Here is a 22,890-nt window from a genome sequence, read left to right as displayed (position 1 = left end):
CATTGTATTTTTATCAAGTGAGTGAATAATCAAATCATCGATTCAGATAATCCCACAATGATTCAAAATTAGGATTAAAGCCATGCCAGCATATAAAGCTCCGCTACATGATATTCGTTTCTTAATGAATGAAGTATTAGATTACCCTGCTCACTATAAAACTTTATCAAATGGTGAAAATGCAGACCCAGATACAGTTGATATGATTCTTGAAGGTGCGGCAGATTATTGTGAAAACGTGTTGTCGCCACTTAACCAATCTGGTGATGAAGAAGGTTGCCATTTTGACAACGGTGAAGTAACCACACCTAAAGGCTTTAAAGAAGCTTATGACCAATTCGTAATGGGCGGTTGGCAAGGTCTTTCTTATCCAGAAGAATTTGGTGGTCAAGGCCTACCAATGTCATTAAACCTGATTAAATCGGAAATGATGGGTACTGCAAACTGGTCATTTACGATGTACCCAGGCTTAAGTTCGGGTTGTATGAATACCATTTTGCAATTCGGTACTGATGAGCAAAAACAAACGTATATGCCTAAGCTTGTGGAAGGAACTTGGAGCGGCACAATGTGCTTAACCGAACCTCAATGTGGTACAGACTTGGGACAAGTTAAAACTAAAGCTGAACCTCAAGCAGATGGCACTTATAAAATCACTGGTACAAAAATCTTCATTTCTGCTGGTGAACATGATTTAACTGAAAATATTATTCATATTGTTCTTGCTCGTCTTCCAGATGCACCTGCTGGTACTCGTGGTATTTCATTATTCATCGTACCTAAGTTCATGCCTACAGCCGAAGGTGGTGTCGGTGAACGTAATACAGTGACTTGTGGTTCAATCGAACACAAAATGGGAATCCGTGCTTCTGCAACTGCTGTCTTAAACTTTGATAATGCAACTGGTTATTTAATTGGTGAAGTTAACAAAGGTCTACATGCAATGTTTACCTTCATGAATACAGCACGTATTGGTACTGCTGTTCAAGGTATTGCACATGCCGAGTTATCTTTCCAAGGCGCATTACCATATGCCAAAGATCGTATGTCAATGCGTGCGCTTTCTGGTAAAAAAGATCCAGATAAAGTTGCTGATGCCATCATTCATCATGCAGACGTACGTCGTATGCTATTAACTCAAAAAGCAATCGCTGAAGGCGGTCGCTCAATGATTTACTACGCTGCTCAAATCGCTGACAAAATGACAGATGCATTAGCACGTGGTGACCAAGCTGCTTACGAAGACTATGATGATAAACTTGGTTTCTATACGCCAATTTTAAAAGGTTTCTTAACTGAACTTGGTTTAGAAGCTGCTAACCATGGTATGCAAGTTTACGGCGGCCATGGTTATATTAAAGAATGGGGCATGGAACAAATCGCACGTGATGCACGTATTGCGACTTTATACGAGGGAACAACTGGTGTTCAGGCACTCGACTTAATCGGCCGTAAAGTGTTGTTAAGCTCAAAAGGTAAAGTCGTTCGTGAATACACTGCTGAAATCTTAAAATTCTGCGCTACACATGCACGTAATAAATACTTACGCCGTTTCGCTTGGGACTTAACTAAGCTTTGCGCACAATGGAACACTTTAACAGTTCGTATTATGCTTGCTGCGCGTAAAGACCGTGACATCGTATCTTCTGCTTCTGTAGATTTCTTGATGTTCTCAGGCTACGTGATGATGGCTTATTTCTGGGCTCAACAAGCTGTGGTTGCTTCTGAGAAATTAGAAGCGGGTAATGGTCAAGAAACTGCTGAATTCTATAAAGCAAAAATCAAAGTTGCTGATTTCTACTTTGACCGTTTATTACCACGTGCCCAAGGCCATGCAGAATCAATGGTGACAACTTCACGCACATTAACTTCGTTACCGGTTGAACACTTTAGCTTCGATTACTAATAGTTTTTAAATAGTAATTTGAAAAGAGCGCAATTTATATTGCGCTCTTTTTTATTCCAGTAAAATTTAATATTTATTCTTTAGTTAAAACATAAGGCTGGTTTGGAACAAAATAATTTTGCTCTAAAAATTCACGATTTTTACCATAGTCACTATAAAAAAGTTTTTCCAGATTCACGACCAATCTTTTGTTTGAATCAAAATTAAAATAAAAATTAACGTTAGATAAAGGACATTGAATGGTTAACTCACGCTCTTTTTCATCTACTGTCCAATTTAAAGAAGGACACAATTCATTTACAGCGGCACTTTTTGCCCCATCTTTACTTCCCACACGGCCAAAATGTACAACATTCCAATAAGCCGATCCATTAGGTAATAAATTTAAAATGTATTCCGCTTCTCCCGATTCACAATCAGCAAAAGCATCCTTACATGAAATTCGGGTGTGATACCGCCCTACATATTGCAATGAGGTTCCACTTAATTTTTTGGTTTGATCTACATTTTCTTCAGGTAAAAAAGTACGCCCTGCTACATAATCTAATGTTTTTGTAGATGTGCTAGTTTTTATTAAGTTTTCTTCATGTGCAGAATTGGAACTTACACTAGAGTGATCTTTTGAGCTGGTATGGTTTATGTCGCAAGCACTCAGTGACAGGCACATAATAGCACCTACAACCAAATGCTTAACTAAAAACCCAGACCGTTTCAAAGACATATACATGATTCACAGATAACAGCAACAGCAACATTTATATTCATTTCAGGCACAGACCAATTACTGCCATAAACCTTTAAGCCCTGAAAAGGTGCATTTTAGTTGATGTTGGATTCGTTCATTCCAATCCTTTACATATTTTAACCATTTTACTTTTAAGAGGACTTTAAACCCTTTATTTCGTCTCCATATTTTTATTAAGCAAGAGAGCAATAGCTTCTTGTAACTTTTTATCTTTAAGGAGAATTAGATGGCCAGTTCTGGTTTATATCGCTCGAACCGACATAGCATGATCGCCGGTGTAATGGGTGGTATTGCTGAACGTTTTGGTTGGAACGTGACTTTATTACGCATCATTTTTGTTGTTATCTCAGTTATGAGTGCGGCCTTTCCAGGGATTTTAGTTTACTTAGTTTTATGGTTAGTCATTCCGAAAAAACAGCCAGAACATATTGAAGGCTATAGCTCCTCCGTTCGAACAGTAAATGAAGAACGAGTACGTTAATTAATAACTTTGGTCGCTACGGTTGCATCCCCTAATCAACCGTAGCTTTTTTTATTCTAAAAATTATAGCTTTCGATTTAACTGTTGTTGTAATGCAGCAATCATATCTGCTCGGCTAATCATTCCAATGAGTTTCCGTTCTTCAACTACTGGAATATAGTTAAACGATTTTTCCACAAAATACGGCACCAGATCTTGAATAGGTTGGGTAGGCAGTACTGTAACCACTCGACGGCTCATAATTTGCTTTACATAGTGCTGCCAAGAGTTTCTTGGGTCGGCTGCACCTTTAAACCATTCAACAACTTCATATAAAGCTAAAGTGCCCACCAAATGATTTTCAGCATTGACCACAGGTAAGCTCATTAAGTTCACTTGTTTAAATTTATCTAATGCCTGATGAATATCATCATCTTCATGTAACTTGATTACATCACGGCTCATAATATCCTGACAGGTATATTGATTCACCATACGTTCATTGGCATGCTCTTGAGCTTCTAAAATGATTTTTTCTAAATCGTATTGACTGATATCCAATAGTTCTGTGTGATGTCCTAATGCGTATTCAATATCTTTCGGCTGAATGGATACTTTTTGAGTTGGTGTAGGATCTTTACTCCGCTCATTAAGATGTGCAGTAACTGGATAATGTCTACCAATTAATCTATTAAAAAATACGGCGAAACCGAGTAAGAGTAAAGAGTTAAGTAAAACTGGATAAAAAATGAAATAAAAGCCTAATTTATGAATTGCTGCCCCACCCAGAACAGCCGTAATGGCTACAGCACCACTCGGTGGATGAAGGGAGTCTGTGGTCATCATCAAAAATATGGCAAAACCCACAGCGACACTAAAAGCCGTGGTTAAATCAGGAATCCACTGTGCGCAGGCAACCCCAATAATTCCGGCTAAAGTATTACCAACAATGACATTCCATGGTTGAGCCAAAGGACTGGTTGGCACAGCAAATAATAAAACAGATGAGGCACCCATGGGTGCAATGTACCAAGCATTAATTCCGCCTAGAACATACCAGCTAATTAAGGAAGAAATTGCTAAACCACACAGTGCTCCAATACCGCAAAGCAACCGCTCTTTTAAAGGTAAAACCTTAAAATTTGGTTTTAAAATCTGTAACCATTCTCGCTGTATAACACTCACAGTACACCTTTGGGGATATGCCGTCATTTATAACGGGCAAAAGTATACGCCCAAAGCCACATAAAGTGCATTTAAATTATATCTTTGAACAATACGAAAACCTGCTGAACTATTTTTTATGAATTTAAAACTTTAATATTCCATCAATTTTTCATTTAAATAGCGCCAGTAACGTTTTGGTAAATATTGCACGTGAAGTTTTATATTTTGCCGCTCAGTAATATTCACGCTGTTAAAATAATCCTTCCAAAGCTGATCATACAACACTTCTTGCTCATCCAACTCAAGCTGAAAGCTTTGACTCATTCCATTTTTTAAATTACGGTCAACCTCGGAAGCTTCGAGTGAAACTTCATGTATTTCTTGCAAGTCATAATACAGCCCGAACTTACGTTTCTCATCATAAATTAGCCAACGTTGATCTTGATAACGCCGTTTAAAATGGGGCTGAATAAGCGGTAAAACATTAAAATCGGGACGAACTAAACTTAAAAAAAGCTCATCTTTGGTTTTCTTAAAACGAATAAAAGCTTCCATCCGATGCTTCTCTCGCCCGACCTTTTTCGTCCACTGCGCAATCGCCAAAACACTAGGATTGGAATAATCTTTTTCTACGGAAAAATGGCTAGTAAACACATAAATACTGTAATTAAATAAATGCTGATAGGCATCTAAAGACTCAGATAAAGAGGCAAAATAAAATTGTCTTAACGAAGAACATGACAGCTTTTTTTGTAGCGCAGACCAAACACGCTCGGCATGATGCTCGTTATTTGAAATCTCAATTTTATCGGCAAATAACCCATGTTGAGCTGCATCATATAAACAGAGTTTGACCTGTAATTCTTTAAATTGAAATGCGCGAAAAACACAGCTCAGCAGCCCAACCATTGAACCATCAAAATAGTAAGCCACCTCATCATTAAACATGACTAAAACCCAAGGCTTAATTGTGGCGAAAGCTGCTGCACATATTTCGATGAACCCTGCATTAAAATCTGCTGCCGAATAAAACTTGAAGATAATTCTTTTTGAAATTTTGGGCTGTCTTCACAGCGAATAAAGAACCTTGCACGCTGATAGGCCACGCCGAGTTTTTTAAGTAAATCGATATGGATTTTTCCAAAACGTCGAGCTTGCACAATTTTTTTAGCCGATTTCACTCCAATACCTGGTACACGCAAAATCATTTGATAATCGGCACAATTTAAATCTACCGGAAACTGCTCAGGATGCCTTAAAGCCCAGCTTAATTTCGGGTCTACATCAAGATCTAAGTTTGGGTGTTTTTCATTGACGATTTCATTGACCTGAAAACCATAAAAACGCATCAGCCAATCGCTTTGATAGAGTCGGTTTTCCCGTAGTAATGGCGGTGCAGAACCTACTGCAGGCAAGTAATTATTTTCGGTATTAATTGGGATATAACCCGAAAAATAGACGCGCTTGAGTTTAAATTCTTTGTAGTGCTTGTCTGCCATAAACAAGACATCTTGGTCTGACTCTTGATGAGCACCTACCACCATTTGCGTAGTCTGCCCTGCTGGTACATATTTCGGTACATGCTTAATGATTTGTCGCTCATCTTTAAGCTGAATGAGCCTATCACGGACCAAACCTAAATCTTTTTGCACTTCCTGATGTGATTTTTCTGGTGCAAAAGTTTTTAGACCAACCTCGGTCGGCATCTCTAAATTAATACTCATCCGGTCAGCATATAAACCTGCTTCATGAATCAGTTCAGGCGATGCCCCCGGAATGGTTTTTAGATGAATATAGCCATTAAAGTTTTCTTCAAGGCGCAACTTCTTAACGACTTGAAGCATACGCTCCATCGTATGATCGGCTGATTTAAAAATGCCCGAGCTTAAAAATAAACCTTCAATATAATTACGGCGGTAAAAGTTAATGGTTAAATCTACAACCTCTTGCACTGTAAATGCGGCACGCTGAACATCATTAGAACGACGTGAAACGCAATAGGCACAGTCAAAAATACATACATTGCTAAATAGAATTTTTAAGAGAGATACACAGCGGCCATCTTCGGTATAGCTATGGCAAATTCCTGAATGACTGGCATCACCTAGACCTTTGTCTTTATTTTTACGGTCACTGCCACTTGATGAACAAGACACATCATATTTAGCAGCATCGGCAAGAATCTGTAGTTTTTCTCGAATGCGATCAGACATATCAAACGACTCATTTATGGCATCGTTTAAAAAATATCATTTTGCATGCTTAAATTTAATCTAGTGAAGTACGCTCGGCGTCATGAGGTGACGTTCAAAATAATTCGTCTTAATTAACGTATTCTTCTAGCTGCTTTACACGCGCTGCATACTCTTGCATTGGGCAATATGAATACATCGGTGAGCCAATATATGAGCCTGCATTATTACATTCCTGATCTACATAAGCTTTCCAAAGTCGCTGAGATTTTAAAATATCTTGATAACGCTCTGGTTGTTTGTATTCTTCGCTTTGTGTGCGAATTTGATCAATGAGAGCAACAATTTTTTCTTCATAAGTCTTTTTAGCTTGTTCAGAACAACTATGTACGACCATGTTATTAATGCTTTCAAGCTGCATTTCCTTAATGGTCTGATCTACACATTGATTATATTCATCTTGCTGATCAGCATCGGTCTGTGCATAAAGCCATGTACTACAAAAAAGGCTGGATAAAACAATGAGCTTGCAGCAAAATTTCAGCATAATTAATTCTCGATTCTATAATTTTTAATATGCCTCAATATAACAAAAAAACGATTATTCGCGCACTTGCGCTTGCACCTATCCCTTTGCTGAGTTTATCTGCCTTAGGGGTAATGATATTAAATGCAGAATTTAGCCTTTATTCGATTGGAGTTATTTTTCTAGCCCACTTCTTATTTTATTTACTTTTTTATGGCCTTCTGGTTATTCCTTTTGTATATATCATTGCCTATTTTCTCGCCCGTAAAAATCTTTTAAATCTGATGAGTATTTTCATCAGCGCAACTGCGATCTGGATTTTGATAAGCCCTATTGCACGCTTATTTTTTGTCGGATCACTCCCTTCTCCTTGGTGGCATATTTATAAGATTTACAGTTTTTATCTGATGATTTTATTTACCAGCTTTTGCTATTGGCTAGGCTTGAAATGGCTGAGTCGAAAACAAATAGGCTAATCACACATTACTATGATTAAGCCTTTGCCACTCCCCTACAAAATCCTTATACTTAGGGGCAATTTTTCTCATAAATTCGTGGATGCTACATGAGTCGCGCCATCTCGCACATTGATACATTTCAGGGCTTAATTCTTGCCCTACAAAACTATTGGGCCGAACAAGGCTGCGTCGTATTACAACCTTACGACATGGAAATGGGCGCTGGAACATTCCACACCGCAACATTCTTACGTGCTTTAGGGCCTGAGACTTGGAACGCGGCATACGTTCAACCTTCACGTCGTCCAAAAGATGGCCGCTATGGTGAAAATCCGAACCGTTTGCAACACTACTACCAGTTCCAAGTGGTACTTAAACCAAACCCAGACAACATCCAACAGCTTTATCTTGATTCTTTAAAAGCAATCGGGATTGATACACTTACTCACGACATCCGTTTCGTAGAAGACAACTGGGAGTCTCCAACTCTCGGTGCTTGGGGCTTAGGTTGGGAAGTTTGGCTTAATGGTATGGAAGTGACTCAGTTCACTTACTTCCAACAAGTCGGTGGTGTTGAATGTTACCCAGTAACAGGTGAAATCACTTACGGTTTAGAACGTCTTGCAATGTACCTTCAAGGCGTTGACTCGGTTTATGACCTTGTTTGGACCAAAGGCCAATTCGGTACTGTAACTTATGGCGACGTATTCCATCAAAATGAAGTTGAGCAATCGACTTATAACTTTGAATACGCTCCAGTTGAAAAACTATTTGAACTATTTGATTTTTACGAATCAGAAGCAAACCGTTTAATCGAAGCAAAACTTTCTCTTCCTGCTTATGAGCAAGTGGTTAAAGCGTCTCATACCTTTAACTTGCTTGATGCACGTGGCGCAATTTCTGTGACTGAGCGTCAACGTTACATTTTACGTGTACGTACTTTAGCGCGTGCTATTGCACAAAGTTATGTACAAGCACGTGCAGAGCTTGGCTTCCCAATGGCAGAACCACACCTACGTGATGAAGTATTGGCACAGCTAAAAGCACAAGCTGAAAGTGAAGCAGCAAAGGCGGAGAAAAACTAATGAGCAAACATACTGTTTTATTCGAACTTGGCTGTGAAGAGCTTCCACCAAAAAGCTTAAAAACTTTACGTGATGCACTACAGGCAGAAACGGTAAAAGGCTTAAAAGATGCGGGCTTAAACTTCGCATCAATTGGAGCTTATGCAGCGCCACGTCGTTTAGCGCTTAAAATTGTTGATATTGATGCTGCTCAAGCTGACACGCAAAAACGTTTTGACGGCCCTGCTGTTCAAGCAGCTTACGATGCAGAAGGCAAACCGACTAAAGCACTCGAAGGCTTTATGCGTGGTCAAGGGATTACAGTTGATCAGCTTTCTACTTTCCAAGCAGGTAAAGTCGAAAAAGTTTGCTATTTAAAAGATGTGAAAGGTCAAAGCCTTGACGCTTTACTTCCACAGATTTTACAAACTGCGTTAGACAATTTACCAATTGCTAAGCGTATGCGTTCTGCTGCAAGCCGTACCGAATTTGTACGTCCAGTGAAATGGGTTCTTTTGCTCAAAGACGACCAAATTGTTGACGCAACGATTCAAGATCACAAAGCAGGTAATGTGACTTATGGTCACCGTTTCCATGCACCTGAAGCTGTGACGTTAGCGCATGCAAATGACTACTTAGCTGCTTTAGAAAAAGCTTACGTCGTTGCTAACTTTGAAAAGCGTCAGGCGACCATTCAAGAACAAGTGAAAAAGTTAGCTGATGAAGTTAACGCGACTGCAATTGTTCCAGCGGATTTACTTGATGAAGTAACAAGTCTAGTTGAATGGCCTGTAGCTTTACGTGCGACTTTTGAAGAACGGTACTTAGCTGTTCCTCAAGAGGCTCTTATTACAACAATGCAAGACAACCAGAAGTATTTCTGTTTGATCAATGCAGAAGGTAAATTACAACCTTACTTTATTACTGTTTCAAACATTGAGTCTAAAGATCCGACTCAAATTATTGAAGGTAACGAAAAAGTTGTTCGCCCTCGTTTGTCTGATGCTGAGTTCTTCTTCTTACAAGATCAAAAACAACCACTTGCATCTCGTAAAGAAAAACTAGCAAACATGGTATTCCAAGCACAACTCGGTACGCTTTGGGATAAATCAACACGTATTGCAAAACTTGCAGTTGCATTATCTTCAATTACTGGTGCAAACCCAGTCGATGCTGAAAAAGCTGCATTACTTGCTAAATGCGACTTAACCTCTGAGCTTGTTGGTGAGTTCCCAGAACTTCAAGGTATTGCGGGTACTTACTACGCACGTATTGAAGGTGAAAACACTGAAGTTTCAGAAGCTTTAGGTGAGCAATATTTACCAAAATTTGCGGGTGATGTTTTACCAAAAACCAAAACTGGGACAACCATTGCTCTCGCTGACCGTTTAGATACGTTAGTTGGTATTTTCGGTATTGGACAAGCACCGACAGGCTCTAAAGACCCGTTTGCACTTCGTCGCTCAGCAATTGGTATCTTACGTTTAATCATTGAAAATGAATTAAATGTAACGATTGAAGAGTTAGTAAATCTTGCACTTCAAGGTTATGGCGACATCGTTAAAGATCACGACAAAACTCGTGCTGATGCTGTTGCGTTCTTGGAAGGTCGTTACCGTGCCAAGTATGAAGACCAAGGCGTTGCTGTTGACGTACTTCAAGCAGTTCAAGCACTTGCACCAAAATCTCCACTTGATTTTGACAAACGTGTAAATGCAGTAAATCACTTCCGTACATTACCTGAAGCTGCTGCACTTGCTGCTGCAAACAAACGTGTTGCTAACATTCTTGCAAAAGAAGCAGCACCAGAAGGTTCTGTCGTTGAAGCGAACTTGGTTGAAGATGCTGAGAAAGCATTATTCGCTGAGCTTCAAGCAGTGGCACCTGTGGTTGAACCATTACTTGCAGCAAAAGACTACACTGCTGCCCTTTCTAAGCTTGCAGCACTTCGTGCGCCGATTGATGCATTCTTTGATGGCGTAATGGTAATGGCAGATGATGCTGACCTAAAAGCAAACCGTTTACGTTTATTAGCTCAGTTGCGTAATTTGTTTACTGCTATTGCTGATGTAAGTGTATTGCAGGGTTAATTAGCTCATTACTAAATAAAGGGATCTTTTATAGATCCCTTTATTATTTGAGTCTTTCAAATTAAATATATTCTTTAATTTCTTCTAAACTTTTCGATGGCTCAAACCACATAAAATCATAATCAGCTACATCATGAATATAAAACGGATCATTTTTCATGATCTCTTCAGCTTCTTGAATCGAAGAACTTAAAACTAGAATCGCCCCACCTACTCTATTTTCGCGGCGCCCCGATGCCAAAAATTTCTTCTGTTCATAGTAGTGATCTAAAAATGCAATATGGTCTTTGAGTACAGCATCAACTTCGGCTAATGGTTTTTTATAGGTCAGGGTAACAACAATCATCTCGTTCTCTTAAAGGAAGTAGTACATGACGTAGAATCAATCTACAAATAGTTTAATTATCTATAGCTTATTCGATAGTACGCCGATTCCCCCAATTCATCCACACCAAACTCCCCACAATAATCACACCGCCTACCAGCACCATAATTGACGGTTTTTCATTTAAGAAAAGCACTGCCAAACTCATTGCGACAATAGGCGAACAATATAAAAAATTCGATGCAATCGTTAACGGCATATTTTTAAGTACATAACCCCACAGCACATAAGCCATCGCACTTGGGAAAATACCCAATAAGACAACCGACATATTAGCCTGCCAAGTGGCATGTAAAATCTCATCAGGCAAATGAGCGCTATAAAAAAGTAAAGGAATGGTTCCGAACCAGATGATGTAGCACATCATGCTCAAGGCATCATAATTTAAAGCAAATTTCTTATATAAATTAAAATAAAGGCCCCACGCAATAGCAGCCAAAACAATTAATAAACTATAAGGGCTCGGTACACCAAAACCATGATCTCCAGTAACCACCAACACGGCGCCACAAAGTCCCAGCAAAATACATAACCATTGTTTAAAACGGATTTGTTCCTTAAAAAGCAAAGCTGAAATAATAAAGGTAAATAGTGGAATGGATTGGCTCAAAATACTGGATGCAACCGCACTCACATATTGCTGTCCGGTATTTATAAGTAAGTGATGTAGCGTTACAGAGAAAAATCCTAATACAGCAAGTGCAGGAGCATCTTTCCACTTTAAAGGCCGAATTCCTTTTTTCATAATCAGTAAAAATAAGAAAATAGATGCAATTAAAAAACGGAGCAAGGCAATATGCTGCGGTGTATATGAATGCAGAGCACTATGTACGCCAATAGGTGAATAGCCCCAACAAAAGACTGTCACAGCAATACATAAATAGAGCTTAAATGCCGGAGACTGAGTTTCGGCAGCAAGAGAAATTGCCATGTTAAATCTGCACTAATGAAATGGAACACTTTCATCATATGCGCATGGATAGTTGAATAAAATTAACTTATATTGAGTCAAATATTCATTAAAAGTGAATGATAAAACATGGATATCGCTCAGTTAAAAATGTTCCAAACCGTGGTTGAATGCGGAACAATGGCCAAGGCATCGCTGCAACTACATTGCGTACCATCCAACGTTACGACACGCATTAAGCAACTTGAAGAAGAACTGGGTTCACCTTTGTTTTATCGTGAAGGAAAAAGTTTAAAACTCACTTCATCCGGTGAGATCTTTCTTAATTACTGTCATAAAATTTTAGCGCTGTGTGATGAAGCAAAACGTAGTATTCACCCTGATGCTCCCCCCTCTGGTCCATTAAAAATTGGGGCTATTGAATCTTCTGCCACAACTCGCCTACCTAATTTACTTGCGAAATATCATCAACGCTATCCAGAAGTTTCCATTCAAATTATTACAGGTACATGGAAACAGCTATTAGTGGATATTTCTCAGCATAAACTTGATGGTGCGATTGTCGCGGGTAATATTGAGTTTCCAATGTTAAATAAGCTCAGTATTTATCAAGAAGACATGGTCTTGATTGCATCTCAATCTTTGGGAGAAATTAATTGCCAAGAAGACCTGATTGGTAAAGAAATTTTTATGTGGACTGAAGGTTGTCCTTACCGCGCAGCTCTCGAAGAATGGCTTAAGCTCAAAAATATCTCTCTCCCTATCACCAGCATTACCAGTTATGCCACCATTATTGGCTGCGTCAGTGCAGGTTCTGGTGTGGCTTTAGTACCGAAGAGTATTTATGAACAATATAAAAATTTAGCCCATATTCAGAGTTATAAATTTGAACACCTTGCCTTTATGCAAAATCATTTTTTCTGGCATAAAAATGTGAGTAACCATAAAGCTCGAGATATGTTTTTAGAATTGATGAAATCTGAATTTGTTTATGAGTAATCGGGATAATTACTTTATTGCGATCAAGTGATGATTTATCGTAATCAAATCGTATGGGTTTTATCTCATTGCGGTACAAGCTTTATTTTTAACAGTAAGATCACCACTTCATCTTTTGATTCTGGTCGGGGAGATTTATCCAAAATGAAAACCATACACATTTTATGTATTGCGACCTCTATGTTGGCTTCATCAACCTTATTTGCAGAAACAACGCAACCACAACAAATGGGTGAAACAACTTCTAAAGCACAACCTTATGGTGATAACCCAAGTTTAGGCCGTGTATTGTTATATAAAACAGGAAAAGGTATACAAAATTTAGGAGATTCTATTCAAGGAGCTTCTGAAAAAACATCAAATAAAATTAGTGAAAAATGGCAAAATACTAAAGAATTTACGGCTGAAAAAGCAGAAGTTGTTCAACAAAAAGCAGATACCGCCAAAGCTTTTACAGAAAATAAAATAGATCAAGCGAAGCAAAATATTACCAGTAGCCGAAATGGTGAAAACATTCCGATTGAGCAAGGTGAGTTAAGTAAATCAAGCACAACAACGAACTAATTTTTTGGATAGCGCGAGAACTTCGCGCTTTAATACAAACACTGATATTCATCTACAAATAATGTTCATTAACTATAAAGAGCTAGGAATCTGCCTTATGAATAGTCAAAAACTTCTCTTTTCAACACTATGCTGCTTGGCATTAACTGCCTGTGCAACATCAGCACCTCTGTCTACCTATTCTCAGGCACAAGTTTTAGAGCAAGATACGAATATTGAAGCTTATCCATCAACTACAGGTAATGTAGCCAAACTCATTAAACAAGATAAGCAAGCTTGTATGATTGAATTTACAGGATATTTAGGCGGCGGACACGTTACTGAACACTGGGTATTTAATGATAAAGGTCTAATTTCAGCCACATCATTCACCCAACAATATCCTGATGAGTCTGGCATATTAAATCAGGCAACTAACTCTACAACCAAAAGCTCAACCACTTTTAATATTCAAGATCCAGAAATTCAAAATAATTTCAAAAAACTCCAAAGCAACTTTAATCCAGCTAATTTAGTGAAGTGTCATTAATACTTATCCATAAAAAAACCCGTTGCAGAAGCTATCTTTTGCAACGGGCTATAGCTATTTTAAAATTTCTTGGACCAAATTTAAAAAATTATAAATAAGCTATTTAGTTAGCGATCAAACCATTTGTTGCTGCCAGTAAATCAATACGCGGGAAAATCAAACCCGTTCTTGAGTCCGTAATTGGTTTACCTGTCGTTTTTAAACGGCTAATGGTTTGATCAATACTTTCAGTCGGAGTCACACTATTCGCTCGTAATAAAGCAATCGCGCCAGCCACATGCGGTGTCGCTTGAGATGTGCCTCCCATGGTGTAACCACCCGCAGTAATCATTGCTCCCGGTGCCAATAAAGTTACAAGGCTACCACCATTACTAAAGCAAGCTACCTTGTCTGCTGCGGTTGTCGGGTCAGAACATTTCACCGGATTACCCCATGATACGCCGCCAATATTACTGTCATAAACAGCACCGACTCTTACAGCACCAGCAACACAGGCAGGTGATGAAATCCCATCTGAAAATGCATCATTACCTGAAGCGACTACAGGTACCACACCCGCAGCTCTGGCATTGGCAAAGGCGGTTGCATAACTGCTATTACTACACTCTGAAGTGTATTTAACACCTGGCACGCCAAGGCTTAAATTAACCGCTTTGATGTTATAAGTCTGAGCATTATTCACAGTCCAATTTAAAGCCGCCAGAATATCACTGTCATAGGCCGTACTCCCCCACTGACCGTTCACCCGAACACGTCGAAAGGTATCAATACCAATAATTTTAATCTTAGATGCAACTTTAGACACAATGCCAGATACGTTACTTCCATGACCATCATCATCTAAAGTGCCATCATCTGGTGCACTATCAAATGAGTAAACCACCCGACATGTGTTTGAGGGTGTGTTTACTGCCGTACAACCAAAATCAGAGTGGAGATAATTTACCCCTGTATCAATCACTGCCACACTAGAGCCTTCACCCGTAAAACCATTGGTGTTTGCTTGTGGTTGATTAATTAAAGGTAAACTTTCGTTGGTCGTGGTTTGATTAATACGATTTGGATAAACCGCTTTAACATTCGGGTCATTTAGTAAAGAGACTAAAGCTTCGCGGTTACTAATCCGATAAAAAGCTAAAGGTAAATTATTGTAGTCTCGCAGTACTTGCACACCGCCCGCCCGATTAAACCTTGCCTGTATATTCTTTTTATTTGTTGCAATATAACTCCGCCGTTCTAAACCGGAAGGTGTACTCGCCGAAGGGAGGTTGTATTCAACAATTAAATCATTCGAATCATTCGTTACCAACGCATCTAGATTGATTTTACCTTGAAATACTTTTTGTTTTGCTGCTTGATTTAACCGCTGTTTAGCACCATTAGAATCTAAAGGAAGAGCTGATGCAGTGGTACTTAATATCGCACATAGACCTAATAGAAATAACGTTTTACTTTGCATTATTTTTCTCCGTAGTTTTTCAACTAACAATTTGCTTATTTCGCTTTTATTTCATTTGCTGGATCTTTTTCTGGATCAATCGGTTGAATAGAAAGATCACTTTTTGTGTCATAAAAAGGAACGGTATCAACTGATACCGATTGGGAATGAGTTAAATGCTGAGATAAATTTTTAGGTTGAGTAGGCTCCTTAAGTTTAGAAAGAAAAGACGATGTGTTTAGTTGCGGCGAATTCGACTCATGTAAAGCAGAATTGAACACATCAGATGCACCACTTGTGGGCTTAAAATAGAGAACAACGGCGACTAAGCCGACCAGTACAAGAAAGGAAGCAATAATTTTCATCTTTAAAGATCTCTGTTTTTTTGTTTATAGATATCTATTTTTATTTTTGATTATTTGAAATAAAGCGGCATTTCTTAATATCTATTTCATGTGAAAAGTCTATTTAATGAAATACATAACTACTAAAAAAGTTAAAATAACTTTATTCCGAATAAGCAAAAATATTGTTCTGCCCTATACATTTATATTTCTGGCAGAAGATGGTTCAAAAAAGTGCTAGAAAAACACCCTATTCTCATAATAAGCAATTAGCATGCCGCTTCCTCTAATAAATAATGAGATTTACATCACATTTAAAGATATAGAGGAAAAAGTAGAGAAATTGAGATAGAAAAAATTAAAGGATGATTTTTAAGAAGTAAAAGATAAACGTGGGATATACTTAATTAGAATATCTAATAAATAAATGTTCTTTTTCACTTTATTATTAATTTTTATTAATCTCCACAATTTATCCCTAATGTGTTTACTCAACGTAACACTGTTGTAACATTTTGATGAAGTCAGTTCACAAGCCCATATCACCTTGGCTATGATTCGTTTGCGTTTATGAAATACCTCACTAAAAGGGTATATTCTTTGAAGGATATCGCAATGAAAATGATGAAAACAGCTATCGTTACTGCAAGTGTTCTTGCTTCTGCCTCTATTTTTGCACAAAGTGCGGGCGTTAATGCAGGTGCTTCTGCTCAAGTAAATGTACAACCGGGTGGTCTTGTGAGTGGCGTAGCCAATACAGTCAAAAATACTGCACACACTGTAGGGAACACAGCAAAGCACGCAGGTCATGTAGCTGCTGACACTACGGTTAAAGCAACTAAAAAAACAACAGGAAAAGTGACTGAACTTTCTTCTAAAGCTGCAAATGGTACAAAACACATAGCGACTGAAGCTGCGACAGGTACTAAAAACTTTGCTACCGAAGCTGCAACAGGTACTAAGAATGTAGCAACTAAAGCTGCAAATGGTACTAAGCATTTTGCTACCGAAGCAGTAACAGGTACTAAAGATGTAGCAACTAAAGCTGTAAACGGTACTAAAAATCTAGCAGTTGAAGCTAAAGCTGATACTAAAGCACGTGTTGATGCTGTAAAAACTAAAGTTGCTGAAAAACAAGCAGACCAAAAAGAATTTACTGCTGAAAAACAAGCTAATGCGCAAGCGCATGTAGATGCAGTAAAAACTCGTGTAGCTCAAAACCAAGCTGAGCAAAAAGAATTTGTAGCTGACACTAAAGCTGATGCTCAAGCGCAGTTAAATGCTGCTCAACCAGCACATGCAATTAATGCACAAACAGGCGTGAATGTTGGTGTTAACGTTGGTCCTGTTGGAGTTAACACAAACGCAAATGTAAATGCTGGTGCTCAAACTTCTACACAAAAAGCTGAAAAGAAATCTTGGGTTAAAGGTCTTTTCGGTACTAACTAATACGTGATGCATAAAAAAGGGCGATTAATCGCCCTTTTTTATTTATTTGAAATCAGCTATTCAGCTCGTTTTAGTTAAAACTAAACCTGCACGTAAACCAATTTTTACATTAGGGTTCGGAAATAAAATCCAGACCTGATCTTGCCCTACAACATAATTACCAGAGGCTTGTGTCGCAATGATCTCATCTTTCGTAAACGTCGAAAAATTCGGAGCTTCAGCAGATAAGTTCATCTGAAAATCTTCATCTTTTTTAATTAAAGAGTCCGATACTTTAAACACCTGAATTTTCACTTTCTTACGTGCTGGCAGTGCTTGCTCAGAAACCACATGACGAATGACTTCATCAATTGCTGCAAACTGGCTTAAGTCATTTTGTCCAAATGGCAAGGCTTTGCCTAATTCTAAGGTTGCACTCGCAGCTTTAAAATTTTCACTGGTAAAATGTGTAAACGTTTTACCGACCGCATTGTGATAAACCAAAGCATCTAAATCAGCCGCTTCAAGGCTAGCTATCAAATCAGCATCATAAGCATGTGTTTGATAGGGAAATAAAGCAAACGTTGGCAATAAAGAAGCGCGAATTGCAGTGTGCAAATCATAGTGATAACGTTTTGCTTCGCTCGAACTTTCTCGAAAGAAAGTTGTGACAATGTGCTCTAAAATCTCAGCTCGCTTTGATTCCTCAGTCACGGGTAAATTTTTATATCCACCACAAAACATTCGGTTTACATCATCATGCACATAGCGTTTACCTTGACGCATTGCATAGGGGTTACCCAATACAAGCAACAACCTCACAGCAAGGTTTAAACGCCCCGCAAATAAATCAGTGCAAAGATGAGATAACAATTCAATTGGTGCTGTTTCATTACCATGTACTCCAGCTGACAGTACGACGGCTTTGTCGTACTGTGCATTTGGCGTACATTCAAGAAGTCCTTCACCTAACCAACGCCAAGAAAAATTATCTTGTTTTCCTTCACGTGTTGCTGGCTGCTCACCTTGTAAGGTTAATGCTAGAAAATCTTGCATGTCACCTCCTCATTATTTTTGGAAAGGATAAACCGAACCTAAACCTAAAATTTTGGTCAGTTCATCGAGTGCCATACGACTTTCCATCAATAAATGTGGATCAGCCAAATCTTCTTGTGCTAAACGATCACGATAATGTTTATCCACCCATTGATTGAGTGTGCCAAACAATTGATCGTTCATGAGAACTTTTGGATTTACAGCATTTAACTCAGTTTCGTTTAAAGCTACGCGTAAACGTAAACACGCCGGACCACCACCGTTACGCATACTTTCGCGTAAGTCATATACCTGAATAGCATCAATTGGTGTGCCCATCTGAACCATATCGTTCAGATAACCCCAAACTGCCTTATTCCGGCGAGACTCTTCTGGTACAACAATGGTCATTCCACCATCTGGACGAGTCAAAATCTGGCTATTAAATAAATAAGTTGCTACAGCATCATCAACAGTAACGCGATTTTCAGGAACTTCTATCGAGATAAAATCTTCACCAATGCTTGCCATCTTTTGACGAATTTCAGCAAAAGCTTGATCTTGATTTAAGAATGCATGTTGATGATGGAATAAAACCTGTTGGTTACTTACCGCGATCACATCGTTATGGAATACACCCTGATCAATTACATCCGGATTTTGTTGAACAAAAACGGTATGCGCATCATCTAAACGATGCAAACGTGCAATTGCTTCACTTGCTTCACGCGTCTGACGCGCTGGATAGCGTTTTGGTCCTGGTAAACCATTATTTAAATGTTGTTGACCATAAACAAATACTTGAACACCGCGCTTAGCATAATCACCACCTAAGCGATTGTGATTTGCTGCACCTTCATCACCAAACAAGGCCACTTGCGGTAAAGCTTCATGGTGTACAAAGTGACGTTCATTTTTAAAGATCGCTTGTAGGACCTGACTTGTAGTTTCAGCTTCAATTGAACGGTGAAACTTATTATTCAAGTTCGCTGCGGTAAAATGCACACGTTCATCTTGGCTATCTGCCGAAGGTGAAACAGTTGCCGCATTTGCAGTCCACATTGGTGACGCAGAACTTAGCGATGATAATAGTTCAGGTGAATGACGCATTGCTTGAGCAACTACGCTAATGTCATCTCCTGTAAAACCTAAACGGCGTAACATTGGAACATGTGGGCGCTCATGCGGAACAAGCACACCTTGTTTCATGCCCATGTCAGCCAAGGCTTTCATCTTTAGCAAACCTTGTTTGGCTGCTAATTTTGGATTCGAGGCGTTATTACGATTTTTTGTCGATGCTTCATTCCCAAACGACAAGCCCGCGTAGTGATGTGTTGGCCCCACTAAACCATCGAAATTTACTTCATATCCTTTCATTTTTCTTTCCCTAGTGTTTAAGGCAACACAATCCCTGGAGATAATTTTTCTGGTAAGGTTAAGCTGTCACTTTCAAGTGAAGCCATTGGCCAAGCACAATAATCAGCTGCATAAAAGGCACTTGCGCGGTGGTTACCAGACGCACCGACACCACCAAACGGTGCAGCACTTGAAGCACCTGTTAATGGCTTATTCCAGTTCACAATACCAGCACGCGCTTCAATAAGTACTTGATCAAATAGTTCACGTTTTGGTGAAACTAGACCAACAGACAAGCCAAAGCGAGTTGCATTCGCAATTTTTAATGCTTCATCAAAGTTGTCATAACGTTGAATCGTGGTAAGCGGACCAAAATATTCTTCATCTGGAATATCTGTGACGCCTGTTACATCCACAATACCTGGAGTAAGTAACGAACTATCTTCTTGTGGACGTGTCATTGGCAACAAGCTTTTTGCACCAAGCTCAAGTAATTTTTGCTGAGCAAGCATCATATTTGATGCAGCAACTGACGAGATAACGCCACCCATAAATGGTTGTTGTTCATCGTTCCAACGACCAACTTTTAGATTTTTAGCAACTTCAACGAAACGTTGAATAAATGCATCACCTTCTGCACCATTTTTTACCAAGATACGGCGTGCACATGTACAACGCTGACCTGCCGAAACAAAAGCAGATTGAATAGTGAGATTAACCACAGCATCAATATCGATAATTTCATCAATAATCAATGCATTATTGCCGCCCATTTCAAGCGCAAGGATTTTCTCAGGCGCGCCCGCCATTTGCTTATGCAAGTGATAACCAGTGTTCGCACTTCCAGTAAACAATAAACCATCAATTTCATGTGAGGCAGCTAGCGCTTCACCAGTGGTACGACCACCTTGCACTAAATTCATCACACCATTTGGTAAACCAGCTTGCTGCCAAAGTTTTACAGTTTCTTCAGCAGTCCAAGGTGTTAATTCACTTGGTTTAAATACCACAGTATTGCCTGCTAATAATGCAGGAACAATATGTCCATTTGGTAAATGGCCCGGGAAGTTATATGGACCGAAAACTGCAAGCACACCATGCGGACGATGACGTAAAGATGCTACACCATCAGCCATTTCAGTTGAGCTTTCGCCTGTACGCTGGTGGTAAGCACGAATCGAAATCGCAACTTTGCCAATCATTGATTGAACTTCAGTTAATGTTTCCCAAAATGGCTTACTGGTTTCTTGACTAATGACTTCTGCTAAATGCTTTTTATTTTCTTCAAGCAAAGATGCAAATTTCTCAACAATCGCTACACGCTCTGCAAAAGGTAAACGTGCCCATGCTGGAAATGCAGTACGCGCAGCTTGGCAAGCTTGCTCTACATCAGCCGCAGTTGCCTCAGCACCTGACCATACAATTTGGTTATCGACCGGATTTGTTTTTTCAAATGTTGTGCCGCTGCCTTGTAACCAGACACCGTTTATAAATAAAGAGTTTGACATCAGGATACTTCCATTGGATTTAGTGATAACACACGAACAACGTGACCTTCTTGTACACCGAGTTTTTCAGCTTGTTCGTGGGTTAAATTTATAGTGTTATCAACAAGATCAAGCTTCATCAACATTGCCTTATAGTCATGATAGTTATCATTGGCAACGAGATACTGAGTCTTACCGACCACAGCTTCGCTTGTAATTTTGACGTTTAAAAACTGACTTTCTTTTACTGCGCGCAATTCATCAATATTGGCTTCAATCGTTGGACCCGCATCAAAAATATCGACATATCCTTGATAACGTAAGCCTTCCGACTCAAGCACATGATAAGCAGGCAACGTTTGTGGATGCATTTTTCCAATCACCTCTTGCGCATCTTTTGGCAAGAGATCTACATAGACTGGAAAACGAGGCATAAGCTCTGCAATAAATACTTTTTGCCCAATTCCACTCAAATAGTCTGCTGTTGAAAAATCCATATTAAAGAAATGGTGACCAATCGCATCCCAAAATGGAGAACATCCATTTTCGTCTGAGAAACCACGCATTTCAGCAATTAACTTTTTCTCGAAATATTGCTTAAAGGCAGCGATAAACATAAAACGGATTTTCGATAAGAACTTACCGTTTTGGTTTTCACGACGTTCTGGATCTAAAAATAATGTACAGAGTTCGCTACTCCCCGTTCTGTCATTACTTAAAAATAAGGTAGGTAGTGACTTATAAACGTTTAATGCTTTTGAAGCGTGTACTTGAGTACCAACGTGAAAGTTGTACCAAGGTTCAATGAGCCCTACAGCAACTTCAATTGCGCTTAAACCAATAACACGTTGAGCTTCTGTATCTTCGAGAACAAACAGATAGCCTTGTTCACTTTTATGGACATTGCCATTTAAAGTATTGCGAGTACGTGAAATTCGAGCCGAAAGTGTATCCATATTTTGTGGCAAGGAAGTCAGGCCTACACCCGACTTACCCGCTAATTTATAAATATCTTCAAGGTCTCGAAACTCGGCATGACGGACGATCATCATGGCTAGCTTTCCTTTTTTTTATTTAGCCAACTTTGCTAATGCTCTTTTTAAACGAGCAATCCCTTCATCAATATCTTGTTCAGGAATGATAAGCGACGGAGTAAAACGAACCACATTCGGGCCTGCAATTAAAGCAAGTAAACCTTCTTCACCCGCCCAAGTCGTAATATCTTTAGCTTTCCCTGCATACTCAGCTTTTAATTCACAGCCAATCAATAAACCTTGAACACGAATTTCTTCAAAAATCTGATGTTCAGCGTTTAATGCATTTAGTGCATCGAGGAAATATTGATGACGATGCTTCACACCTTCGAGTACTTCAGGCGTATTAATAAACTCAAATACTGCACCTGCAACCGCACTTGCTAAAGGGTTACCGCCATAAGTCGTACCATGTGTACCCACTGAAAAATGTGGAGCAAATTTATCAGTTGTTAACATTGCACCGACTGGGAAACCACCACCTAATGCTTTTGCAGTCGTTAACACATCTGGAATAACACCAGAGTTCATGTAGGCATACAGTGCACCTGTACGACCTACACCAGTTTGCACTTCATCAAAAATAAGTAACGCACCAAACTGATCACACAGTGCGCGCAAACCTTTTAAAAATTCGATGTTAGCAGGAATAACGCCGCCTTCACCTTGTATTGGCTCAACAATAACAGCACATGTTTGCTCATTAATTACTGCTTTGGCAGCTTCTAAATCGTTAAAAGCAACGTGGTTAATGCCATTTGGAAGTGGTGCAA

General features: G+C 39.1%; 23 protein-coding genes. 9 read left to right on the top strand and 14 right to left on the bottom strand.

Going from position 1 to position 22,890, the window contains the following annotated elements; all coding sequences use genetic code 11:
* The first annotated feature begins 82 nt into the window (after positions 1–82).
* A complete protein-coding gene (locus ACINWC141_RS03420; RefSeq protein WP_009388005.1) occupies positions 83–1,906 on the top strand; it encodes an acyl-CoA dehydrogenase C-terminal domain-containing protein in 1,824 nt (607 codons plus the stop codon).
* A 73-nt stretch (positions 1,907–1,979) separates the two neighbouring features.
* Here the strand turns inward: ACINWC141_RS03420 and ACINWC141_RS03415 are convergent, their stop codons facing one another.
* Positions 1,980–2,627 carry a hypothetical protein gene (locus tag ACINWC141_RS03415; protein WP_081400001.1) on the bottom strand — a complete coding sequence of 216 codons (648 nt, stop codon included), beginning with the start codon at positions 2,625–2,627 and terminating at the stop codon, positions 1,980–1,982.
* A gap of 250 nt (positions 2,628–2,877) precedes the next feature.
* On the opposite strand from ACINWC141_RS03415, the gene ACINWC141_RS03410 reads away from it, so the two are divergent.
* Positions 2,878–3,132, top strand: a complete 255-nt coding sequence (locus ACINWC141_RS03410) for a PspC domain-containing protein (protein WP_009388059.1) — start codon at positions 2,878–2,880, stop codon at positions 3,130–3,132.
* 63 nt (positions 3,133–3,195) lie between these two features.
* Here ACINWC141_RS03410 and ACINWC141_RS03405 read toward each other — a convergent pair whose 3' ends face one another.
* From ACINWC141_RS03405 to ACINWC141_RS03390, 4 genes are all read right to left on the bottom strand, one after another.
* Entirely contained in the window at positions 3,196–4,296 is a 1,101-nt protein-coding gene (locus ACINWC141_RS03405) for an HPP family protein (RefSeq protein WP_009387939.1), read from the bottom strand.
* Positions 4,297–4,428: 132 nt separating this feature from the next.
* A complete protein-coding gene (locus ACINWC141_RS03400) occupies positions 4,429–5,226 on the bottom strand; it encodes a TIGR03915 family putative DNA repair protein (RefSeq protein ID WP_009388011.1) in 798 nt (265 codons plus the stop codon).
* 2 nt (positions 5,227–5,228) lie between these two features.
* Positions 5,229–6,491, bottom strand: coding sequence for a putative DNA modification/repair radical SAM protein (locus tag ACINWC141_RS03395; protein WP_009387996.1), 1,263 nt, complete (start codon positions 6,489–6,491; stop codon positions 5,229–5,231).
* 109 nt (positions 6,492–6,600) lie between these two features.
* Positions 6,601–7,017, bottom strand: a complete 417-nt coding sequence (locus tag ACINWC141_RS03390; protein ID WP_009387994.1) for a lysozyme inhibitor LprI family protein — start codon at positions 7,015–7,017, stop codon at positions 6,601–6,603.
* Positions 7,018–7,046: 29 nt separating this feature from the next.
* Here ACINWC141_RS03390 and ACINWC141_RS03385 point away from each other — a divergent pair, with 29 nt between their 5' ends.
* From ACINWC141_RS03385 to glyS, 3 genes are all read left to right on the top strand, one after another.
* The gene (locus ACINWC141_RS03385; RefSeq protein WP_009388010.1) at positions 7,047–7,472 is read left to right on the top strand and encodes a hypothetical protein; all 426 of its coding nucleotides are present in this window, start codon (positions 7,047–7,049) and stop codon (positions 7,470–7,472) included.
* Between the two features lie 89 nt (positions 7,473–7,561).
* Positions 7,562–8,539 (top strand): glycine--tRNA ligase subunit alpha, encoded by a 978-nt coding sequence (glyQ, locus tag ACINWC141_RS03380; RefSeq protein WP_002044989.1) that lies wholly within the window; start codon positions 7,562–7,564, stop codon positions 8,537–8,539.
* On the top strand, positions 8,539–10,608 hold the full coding sequence (gene glyS / locus ACINWC141_RS03375; RefSeq protein ID WP_009388016.1) for a glycine--tRNA ligase subunit beta: 2,070 nt from the start codon (positions 8,539–8,541) through the stop codon (positions 10,606–10,608). Before glyQ ends, glyS begins: the two co-directional genes overlap by 1 nt.
* A 61-nt stretch (positions 10,609–10,669) precedes the next feature.
* Here the strand turns inward: glyS and ACINWC141_RS03370 are convergent, their stop codons facing one another.
* Together ACINWC141_RS03370 and ACINWC141_RS03365 are read right to left on the bottom strand one after the other, a co-directional pair.
* A complete protein-coding gene (locus ACINWC141_RS03370) occupies positions 10,670–10,954 on the bottom strand; it encodes a YciI family protein (protein ID WP_009387993.1) in 285 nt (94 codons plus the stop codon).
* A gap of 67 nt (positions 10,955–11,021) precedes the next feature.
* Entirely contained in the window at positions 11,022–11,924 is a 903-nt protein-coding gene (locus tag ACINWC141_RS03365; RefSeq protein WP_009388033.1) for a DMT family transporter, read from the bottom strand.
* 108 nt (positions 11,925–12,032) lie between these two features.
* Between ACINWC141_RS03365 and ACINWC141_RS03360 the strand changes: the two genes are divergently transcribed.
* From ACINWC141_RS03360 to ACINWC141_RS03350, 3 genes are all read left to right on the top strand, one after another.
* On the top strand, positions 12,033–12,902 hold the full coding sequence (locus ACINWC141_RS03360) for a LysR family transcriptional regulator (RefSeq protein ID WP_009388056.1): 870 nt from the start codon (positions 12,033–12,035) through the stop codon (positions 12,900–12,902).
* Between the two features lie 144 nt (positions 12,903–13,046).
* Positions 13,047–13,466 carry a hypothetical protein gene (locus tag ACINWC141_RS03355; protein WP_034677552.1) on the top strand — a complete coding sequence of 140 codons (420 nt, stop codon included), beginning with the start codon at positions 13,047–13,049 and terminating at the stop codon, positions 13,464–13,466.
* A gap of 97 nt (positions 13,467–13,563) precedes the next feature.
* On the top strand, positions 13,564–13,995 hold the full coding sequence (locus ACINWC141_RS03350) for a hypothetical protein (RefSeq protein WP_009388024.1): 432 nt from the start codon (positions 13,564–13,566) through the stop codon (positions 13,993–13,995).
* Positions 13,996–14,098: 103 nt separating this feature from the next.
* On the opposite strand, the gene ACINWC141_RS03345 is transcribed toward ACINWC141_RS03350, so the two are convergent.
* Together ACINWC141_RS03345 and ACINWC141_RS03340 are read right to left on the bottom strand one after the other, a co-directional pair.
* The gene (locus ACINWC141_RS03345) at positions 14,099–15,454 is read right to left on the bottom strand and encodes a S8 family peptidase (protein WP_009388039.1); all 1,356 of its coding nucleotides are present in this window, start codon (positions 15,452–15,454) and stop codon (positions 14,099–14,101) included.
* 35 nt (positions 15,455–15,489) lie between these two features.
* Positions 15,490–15,798 (bottom strand): hypothetical protein, encoded by a 309-nt coding sequence (locus tag ACINWC141_RS03340; RefSeq protein ID WP_009388023.1) that lies wholly within the window; start codon positions 15,796–15,798, stop codon positions 15,490–15,492.
* 594 nt (positions 15,799–16,392) lie between these two features.
* On the opposite strand from ACINWC141_RS03340, the gene ACINWC141_RS03335 reads away from it, so the two are divergent.
* Positions 16,393–17,226 carry a hypothetical protein gene (locus ACINWC141_RS03335; protein WP_009388014.1) on the top strand — a complete coding sequence of 278 codons (834 nt, stop codon included), beginning with the start codon at positions 16,393–16,395 and terminating at the stop codon, positions 17,224–17,226.
* A 60-nt stretch (positions 17,227–17,286) separates the two neighbouring features.
* On the opposite strand, the gene astE is transcribed toward ACINWC141_RS03335, so the two are convergent.
* The 5 genes from astE to ACINWC141_RS03310 form a co-directional block, all read right to left on the bottom strand.
* Positions 17,287–18,261, bottom strand: a complete 975-nt coding sequence (gene astE, locus ACINWC141_RS03330; RefSeq protein ID WP_009388009.1) for a succinylglutamate desuccinylase — start codon at positions 18,259–18,261, stop codon at positions 17,287–17,289.
* A 12-nt stretch (positions 18,262–18,273) separates the two neighbouring features.
* Complete coding sequence (astB, locus tag ACINWC141_RS03325) at positions 18,274–19,617, bottom strand: N-succinylarginine dihydrolase (RefSeq protein ID WP_009388063.1); 1,344 nt, start codon at positions 19,615–19,617, stop codon at positions 18,274–18,276.
* Between the two features lie 17 nt (positions 19,618–19,634).
* The gene (gene astD / locus ACINWC141_RS03320; protein WP_009388060.1) at positions 19,635–21,104 is read right to left on the bottom strand and encodes a succinylglutamate-semialdehyde dehydrogenase; all 1,470 of its coding nucleotides are present in this window, start codon (positions 21,102–21,104) and stop codon (positions 19,635–19,637) included.
* Complete coding sequence (gene astA, locus ACINWC141_RS03315) at positions 21,104–22,135, bottom strand: arginine N-succinyltransferase (RefSeq protein WP_009388049.1); 1,032 nt, start codon at positions 22,133–22,135, stop codon at positions 21,104–21,106. The genes astD and astA overlap by 1 nt, the downstream gene beginning before the upstream one ends.
* A gap of 18 nt (positions 22,136–22,153) precedes the next feature.
* Positions 22,154–22,890: aminotransferase class III-fold pyridoxal phosphate-dependent enzyme (locus tag ACINWC141_RS03310; RefSeq protein WP_009388025.1), on the bottom strand; the 737-nt coding region annotated here is incomplete at its 5' end.

Origin of the sequence: Acinetobacter sp. WC-141 (assembly GCF_000313935.1) — a bacterium.
GTDB lineage: Bacteria > Pseudomonadota > Gammaproteobacteria > Pseudomonadales > Moraxellaceae > Acinetobacter.
Note: the sequence above shows the minus strand (reverse complement) of the source record. Positions and strands in the feature narration are given on the sequence as shown.